Origin of the sequence: Photorhabdus khanii NC19, from assembly GCF_000517265.1 — a bacterium.
GTDB classification, from domain to species: Bacteria; Pseudomonadota; Gammaproteobacteria; order Enterobacterales; family Enterobacteriaceae; genus Photorhabdus; species Photorhabdus khanii.
The window spans coordinates 97,130-103,868 of the sequence record NZ_AYSJ01000008.1 but is presented as its reverse complement, the minus strand read 5'-3'; the positions used below and the strand labels follow the sequence as shown (position 1 = coordinate 103,868).

At 46.0% G+C, this 6,739-nt stretch carries 9 protein-coding genes; 8 read left to right on the top strand and 1 reads right to left on the bottom strand.

The genetic code is table 11. The annotated features are described in order from the left end of the window. The 5 genes from PTE_RS24500 to PTE_RS08785 all read left to right on the top strand — a co-directional run. Nucleotides 1–853 (top strand): EndoU domain-containing protein (locus PTE_RS24500; protein WP_209435497.1); only part of this gene is annotated, 853 nt, incomplete at its 5' end. 9 nt (nucleotides 854–862) lie between these two features. Continuing rightward, nucleotides 863–1,123 carry a MafI family immunity protein gene (locus PTE_RS08800; protein ID WP_036845172.1) on the top strand — a complete coding sequence of 87 codons (261 nt, stop codon included), beginning with the start codon at nucleotides 863–865 and terminating at the stop codon, nucleotides 1,121–1,123. Nucleotides 1,124–1,782: 659 nt separating this feature from the next. Then, a complete protein-coding gene (locus tag PTE_RS08795; protein WP_036845169.1) occupies nucleotides 1,783–2,568 on the top strand; it encodes a ParA family protein in 786 nt (261 codons plus the stop codon). Between the two features lie 18 nt (nucleotides 2,569–2,586). Then, the gene (locus tag PTE_RS08790; RefSeq protein WP_425339427.1) at nucleotides 2,587–3,747 is read left to right on the top strand and encodes a ParB/RepB/Spo0J family partition protein; all 1,161 of its coding nucleotides are present in this window, start codon (nucleotides 2,587–2,589) and stop codon (nucleotides 3,745–3,747) included. A 48-nt stretch (nucleotides 3,748–3,795) separates the two neighbouring features. Then, nucleotides 3,796–4,068, top strand: coding sequence for a helix-turn-helix domain-containing protein (locus PTE_RS08785; RefSeq protein ID WP_010845935.1), 273 nt, complete (start codon nucleotides 3,796–3,798; stop codon nucleotides 4,066–4,068). 237 nt (nucleotides 4,069–4,305) lie between these two features. On the opposite strand, the gene PTE_RS08780 is transcribed toward PTE_RS08785, so the two are convergent. Next, the gene (locus PTE_RS08780) at nucleotides 4,306–4,941 is read right to left on the bottom strand and encodes an N-6 DNA methylase (RefSeq protein WP_036845164.1); all 636 of its coding nucleotides are present in this window, start codon (nucleotides 4,939–4,941) and stop codon (nucleotides 4,306–4,308) included. 550 nt (nucleotides 4,942–5,491) lie between these two features. Between PTE_RS08780 and PTE_RS08775 the strand changes: the two genes are divergently transcribed. From PTE_RS08775 to PTE_RS08765, 3 genes are read left to right on the top strand one after another with little or no spacing between them, the layout of a single operon-like run. Beyond that, entirely contained in the window at nucleotides 5,492–5,869 is a 378-nt protein-coding gene (locus PTE_RS08775; protein WP_036845162.1) for a hypothetical protein, read from the top strand. Beyond that, nucleotides 5,862–6,140, top strand: coding sequence for a hypothetical protein (locus tag PTE_RS25990; protein WP_036845160.1), 279 nt, complete (start codon nucleotides 5,862–5,864; stop codon nucleotides 6,138–6,140). The genes PTE_RS08775 and PTE_RS25990 overlap by 8 nt, the downstream gene beginning before the upstream one ends. Then, nucleotides 6,137–6,640, top strand: coding sequence for a hypothetical protein (locus PTE_RS08765; RefSeq protein WP_245219024.1), 504 nt, complete (start codon nucleotides 6,137–6,139; stop codon nucleotides 6,638–6,640). The genes PTE_RS25990 and PTE_RS08765 overlap by 4 nt, the downstream gene beginning before the upstream one ends. The last annotated feature ends 99 nt before the right edge of the window (nucleotides 6,641–6,739 follow it).

Below are 6,739 nucleotides of genomic sequence, written 5' to 3'. Positions count from 1 at the left end.
AGTGGAGAATAATTCATTAGCGGGAGATAAGGCGAGAGAATCCGTCAAAGAAAGTACGGAGTACTGGAAAAATAAAGTCCGGGAGAAATTAGGGGAGAATACTGTCAGCCAGATTGTTAATGGTGTGTTAACGGCAACAGGTGACGCAGGTGATCTCGCTCTTGCTACAGGCGATCTAGCACTGGATTCCACGTTAGCATTAGGCAGTTGTACGATGGGAGCAGCCTATTGCGATACAGCCATTAATGATCTGAAGAAGAAAAATCAGGGTGCGGCTAACGCCCTCCAGTCGCTGGTTAACGGTCAGGCATGGGACGGAATAAAAGAGACCGCTAATAAAGCCTATCAGGGAGATCAAAACGCACTGGAGCAATTGAGTAGTGTTATTACTGGTGTGCTTTTACCGGTTAATAAACTCCCTGTTGCAGAAACAGGTGGTAAACTGTCTGAGTATACTGCTATAAAAGGGACGATAAGCCCAGCAAATCAGAAGTATGTTGATATTCTTTCACCAGAGGCAAAACAACATATTTTATATGGCGATAGCCCAACACAGGGCGGCCACTTATACCCTGGAAATCCTGGTAAAACGGTTTTCCCTCAGAATTGGACGGCAGATAAGGTTGTTCATGAAATTGGTGATATAGCCACATCACCAAAGACTCAATGGTACGCTCAAACAGGAACTGGAGGAGTATATACAAATGCAGGAAAGCCAGCCAGATGGGTTGCTTGGGAAGTTCGAGATAATGTTAGAGTTCGGGTGGTGTATGAACCCGCTAGTGGAAAAATAGTCACAGCATTCCCTGATAATAATCCTGCATCGTCTGCATTGAAGCCAATTAAGAAATAAGAGGTAATTATGGAGATTAACGATAAAATTAGAGCATTGGGGGAAAGGTTAAAGGATCGATTAGATCCTTCACTAATAGACTTTGCTCTAGAGTATATTAGCTACTCTGAAAATATATTGGCATTCGAGACATTATGTGATCATATTGCTGATTATGATGTCGCTATTGAAGAAGAAGAATATGTTCAAATAATTACCTTGGCTCATGAACTTGGCCTAAAAATAGATAATAGATATACATATATAGATCCAGAAAAAGGATTTCATTGAGTATCAATAATATAAATAACCCTGGTCGATTTTAGCTAGGGTTTTTTTAAAAGTATCGGAAATTAATTTAAGTACTGATGGTTGGGAGTGGGCGATTTCGATTGAACCAACTACTGCACAGGCAGTTCATGACTCGCATGTCATAGAGAACAGCAGTGAGCCAAATTGGCATACATGGTATTCATATATTCCACTTAATGAGACCTATGGTGCAAAATATCCAGGACAAAACTATCTAAAAGCACTTGCTGCCCTGCACGGTGTTAAAAATGTTATTGATGCGCTCTTAACTACTGATTCTACTACTGGCGAAGCCGGTGAGCAGCTCCGTGGTTTGGAACTCAATGTTTTTGAAAATGGCATAGAGTCCACTGGCTGACAGAAACGCTGCCATGCGTAATGGTTAATGGTTCACGCCGGAACGAGGCTCTGCACTGCCAAGCAGTTATTGGCGAATGGGCTTGGGGCAGCCCAGAAACTGCGCTGACAGTACAAACCTTGTAAAAACGCGGCCTTTATGGCCGTTTTTTGTTTCAAGTTTGTTTTAACAGAACCATAATTAGATATTGCAGTATCATTTTATGGTATGTACAATCTTTCACATGTGAAAGTTTGGGGGTGGTATAAATCACCTACAAGAAACCAAAATTGAGGTGGGTATGGCAAAAGTAATCAGCTTCGCCAACCAGAAAGGCGGGGTGGGGAAGAGTACCCTCTGTATCCAACAGGCCTTTTATCTGGCGTTACAGAAGAAAAAGAAAGTGCTGGTCTTGGATATGGATGGTCAGGGGAACACATCCTCTCGACTGGCCCCCAGACGAGAGCTGGAGGATGGAGACTATGAGCCTATCCTCACTGGAACAAAAACCGCTGAGCTGTTCGCTTACGAGCTGGACGGCATTGATGTTATGCACTGCCCTTGTGGTGCTGACCTTATTCATACACCGAAGAACGATCCGGATTTGTTTGAAATGGAGGCAGTGCCTCTCGATCAAGCAATGAACCCGGCTCGCCATTTGGCTGCTCTTTTTGAGAACTACGACTACGTGCTGATTGATTGTCCGCCTAGCCTCGGCAGAAAGCTGGTGGCTGCGTTGGTCATGTCCACCCATGTGGCATGTCCAGTGAAGCTATCAGGTTTCGCTGTTGACGGTGTTGAAGGTCTTTTAAATACAATAATTGGTGTTCGAGAAGCGTATAACTCTGATTTGAACATTCTTGGAATTATTATAAATGATATGGATGGATCAGTTAATCACGCTAAGTCTTTGCATAAGTTGGAAAAAGAAATACCAGATTTTTTATTTAAAAACAAAATTATGCACCGTCCACCATTAGATACAGCAACCACGGATGGGATACCTGTTTGGGATTTGCGTTACGGACATGTCGCGGCCAGAGAGGTTGAGGCGGTGTTAGAAGAAATTTTAGAGAAGGTGGGCTAAACGATGGCATTAAATAATTTGAGAGGCCTGTCGGATCTTGCTAAAGCCGCCAAAGGCAAGAAAGGTAAAGAAGTTCTTACAGTGCCAGTTGACGACGTTGTTTCCAAAGTTCAGGTGCGTAAGCGCTTCCGTAACATTGAAGAGTTGGCAGCGACTATGCTGACCGAGGGGCAGCAGTCTCCTATCATCGTGTTCCCGAAGAATGAGGAAGGAAAGTTCGTCATCCAGAAGGGGGAGCGTCGTTGGAGAGCATGTAAACATGCTGGTATTGATACTATCGACCTAGTTGTCAATGATAAGGTCCAGAATAATCTGGACGAAACTGCTGGTGAGTTGATCGAAAACATCCAAAGAGATGACCTAACGCCGGTAGAAATAGCCGAGGCATTGAATCTGTTTATCGAAGACGGTTGGAAGCAAAAAGACATTGCTGATCGCCTCGGGAAAAACATCACTTTCGTATCTACGCATTTGTCATTGCTAAAGCTACCTGACTGTGTGCGCGAGTTGTACGATAATGAAATATGTTCTGACACAGAAACCCTGAATAATCTTCGTCTTTTGTTCGACATGAACGAAGAACGCTGCCGGGCCGTCTGTGCTGTGGCTATGTCTGACGGGATCACCCGGAAACAAAGTCGTGAGCTTCTGAATGATGCCAAGCGCATCAAAGAAGAAATGGAAAAAGGCCCTCTGACTGGCTCCGGCAACAATGACGAGCCTGGTGATGGAAATACCGATGACCAAACCCTAAACTCAAACGGGAATGGTACGGAGGAACAACTGGGTAATGCCGAGCAGAACCATAACCAGAAGGGGTTGGAAGATGGTTCAGACCATGATGGACTGAATGACGATGATTTGGACCCTTTGCGCGATGAAGAGGACAAAGAGCCAGTCCAGCAGCCTATTAACAGCGGAAAGAACAAAGATGATGAAGGGGGTGATGCTCTTCCTCCTCTGCCGAAGGACAAAGAGTGGAAGAATGTCCGAGCCGACAGTTTGGTTATTGCTGTCAACGTTAACCTGGACGGTGAAACTAAACGCGGAGTCATCATGACAGACCGTGTTGCTCTGGTTCCATCTACTGTCTGGGTCAAAACGCTCGATAGTGAAGGAAAGGAAAAGCATGTTCATGTGCCTGTGTCAGACATTGAACTCCTTAGTGTCGAAGGCTAACAAAGGAGGCCCAGCCAAAAAGGGTGGGCCTGTCAAGAACAGGTGAATATGAAGATCTCACAGGACATGAAGAGAAAATTTGCTTTGGTGAATGCCCTGTCTAAAACGGAGAAACCAAGTCTCCAGGACCTTCACAAGGCGACAAATATTCCTGAATCAACAATCAAGAGGCAGTTGGCTGCTTTGCGTGATGAGTTCGGAATGAACATTTTATTCGTCAGGGAGTCAACCGGCGAACGGGGTGCCACCGGCTACTACATGCTGACAGATTGGGGGATCTTAGACAGGTCTTCGTTTTTGAACCGGTACGGAAAGCTGTAAGGTGCCATAGAGCAGAGCATTGAATGGAAAACCCGCCTGATGGCGGGTTAATGAGATGGTCACCCCCACCCTGTGAGCGGTATGCTGACAGGGTGTTTTTCTTTGGGAAGAGGCCATCATGAATAATATAACCCTTATTGGTATTGATTTAGGCAAGCATTAGATGCCGAATAGATTTAAGCAAGCCCATCATACATCAAAATTTGTGTTTGCAAAAACGGGGGTGACCATAGATTTTTATGCGGCCACGGTGGAGGCGGATGCTGGAGTTTTCTCAGCGAAGTAGGCGATATTCTTGGTTCGTCTGCTTAGGGTGTCGATGCCGACGATACTCAGCGTTTTTGGCGTGGCATCACGGGACTCGAAATAATGGAAGAGCTGGAGCATACAGCACTTCACCATTAATGGATCAATGTCTTCCAGGTAGATTGAGGTTTCGGCCAAGGCCTCTGGGCCTTTGTTCTCGATCAGGTTTTCCATCCAGTGAATGGCGTTGACGCCAGAGCCACAGCAAGGCTCATAGAAGTCTGCCGAAGACTGTGAGCCAACAATGAGTGACAGCAAGCGGCCAATCTCTGGAGGGGTGGGGAAGTAGTTGGTGCCTTTCTTGTGGAAGCCAGACATGCTCAGGACGTAGCCAAGAACATCGCTGGTGGGATCACGCTTCATTGCCGTAGACAGGACATGGGAAAGCTCGAAGGCGACCGTCTGTAGTTCCTCCGGGATCTCCTCCTTGGCTGGATATAGGCCAGTCTGCAAATAAGCCCATTGGTCGATAAAGGCCTCAACAAACCGAGAAGTGCCCATTCGGTAACGGGACTGCTCAATGAGAGATAAAGCCTTGGATGTAAGTTGCTGTGTTTCTGGTGACATAAGCGCTCCAGTTTGTTCTGACGAAACATTCAATAGGTAGAAACGAAGAACCCCGCCGAAGCGAGGTTCTTTGCTTTCCTGATCGCCTTAGTGCCGAAGTAAAGACGTCTTGATAAAGTCAGGACACCCGGACATTTCCCGGTCTATGAAGTCCTGACGTTTCGCCAACGGCCATTTCATGAACGCCACGAGCGGGATGCGCTTATTCGTGTTAAAATTGCCTTGCAGCATAACAAAGCTCCTTATTTGCTTGATTGTGTTGTAAGGGCTGCAACGAAGGTCGAAGAGCGATGCGGCCCTTATTTATGATTATTATAGCATCATAAAATAATATCAATAGACAATAAAACGATACTAAGAATGATGAGCTTTCACATGTGAAAGTATTCACATCCCCAATCTAGCGTGAGCCCTACCTCCAAATAACTTGTTCTTCTTCCCAAAATGGGCGTGTCGGCGTCCTATTGAAAGTAATTGTTAGTGAGATATTGACTACACGGAATATGGCTATATCATAGAATCATAAAATGATCCTGTGAAAGTGGTGTGTATGCCAAAGCAAGCAAATCATCTCCGTTTGAAGAAACCTTGCGCCAACTGTCCATTCCGGAAGGAGGGGGCTATCGAGCTTACCCCTGGACGATTAGAAGGCATCATCAACGACATTGTTGAAAACGACATGACGACGTTTCATTGCCACAAGACCGTGCATTCAAAGTCAGGTGGTGAATGGGATGAAGATGGTAACTATGCGCCATCGGGACAAGAGTCGATGTGTGCCGGTGCTGCGGCTTACTTGATGAAAATAGGCAGGCCGACAGTGGCTATGCGAATTGCCTTTGCGTTTGGTGATGCAAAGGTGTCCGACTGGGACGAAGCTCAAGCGCTGGTTGTCGAGCCTATGGTACAAGGGGACGGAAATGAGTAAGCGATATGCGGTAGTGCCGCATCCGAAACTGAAACGAGAGTACAAAGGTCGGCTGGTCAGAACTACTCGGGTACTGAAAAACGGCTGGGGATTGATTCCTCTAGGGGCTGTGGCAACGGTCACGCATCAGTCTCCCAAGGGCTCAGGGCTGACCTTAGAACCATGCGACTGCTGTGGCCTGAAAGCTACTATCAGTCATGTAAGCATGGACTCCATTGAATTTATCGAACTGATCACCGAGGACGAAAATGAACGAAAACAAGCTCAATGATGAAAGCGCAGGCATACCCACCATCAGTAATTCGGAAAGACGCTGTTTTGTATGCAGCCATTTATTACATTTCTGATGACGATAAAGCAAAGGTCGAAGTTACTCAGTGGATAGTTCGGTCCATTCAGAAAAAACGTAACTCAACCAGCGATCAGCGCTACGTCAATCTGGCCCAAAAGGTAGATGGTGTTACCTGGGGAAAGAGATCCAGAATGAACGGGGATTTTGGTTGGTTGCCATCTATACCGAGTTGGTGTTTGAAGCAATTCAGGGAAGGTGGCGAATTGCCGTTTGGTGTCTACACGACACGGTTGGCGGCACTCAAATTTGCGAAAGCCAGCTTGCAGGAAGAAGTCCAATATTGCGAGAGCGAGCTGAAAAAGCCACAGACAGAAGAGGATACTCAACAACTTCAAGAGGAGCTGACGGAGAACCAGAGACTTCTGAAAGCTGCTGGCTCAATGGTGAAGCGCGAACAAAACAAAAAGAAAAGAGGTTGACCAATGTTACCGATCGTCTCCCCTTCCGTAGTAACCAAACAACTTGCGTTCAATCGAGTAGGCGATAAACGCAAGGTTAGGGTTTCGTCCAACTTTTTG

Excerpts from the sequence above, each read along its gene's own strand:
- PTE_RS08800 (WP_036845172.1), top strand. The coding sequence starts at position 863 with ATGGAGATTAACGATAAAATTAGAGCATTGGGGGAAAGGTTAAAGGAT.
- PTE_RS08795 (WP_036845169.1), top strand. The coding sequence starts at position 1,783 with ATGGCAAAAGTAATCAGCTTCGCCAACCAGAAAGGCGGGGTGGGGAAG.
- PTE_RS08785 (WP_010845935.1), top strand. The coding sequence starts at position 3,796 with ATGAAGATCTCACAGGACATGAAGAGAAAATTTGCTTTGGTGAATGCC.
- PTE_RS08780 (WP_036845164.1), bottom strand. The coding sequence starts at position 4,941 with ATGTCACCAGAAACACAGCAACTTACATCCAAGGCTTTATCTCTCATT.
- PTE_RS08775 (WP_036845162.1), top strand. The coding sequence starts at position 5,492 with ATGCCAAAGCAAGCAAATCATCTCCGTTTGAAGAAACCTTGCGCCAAC.
- PTE_RS25990 (WP_036845160.1), top strand. The coding sequence starts at position 5,862 with ATGAGTAAGCGATATGCGGTAGTGCCGCATCCGAAACTGAAACGAGAG.
- PTE_RS08765 (WP_245219024.1), top strand. The coding sequence starts at position 6,137 with ATGATGAAAGCGCAGGCATACCCACCATCAGTAATTCGGAAAGACGCT.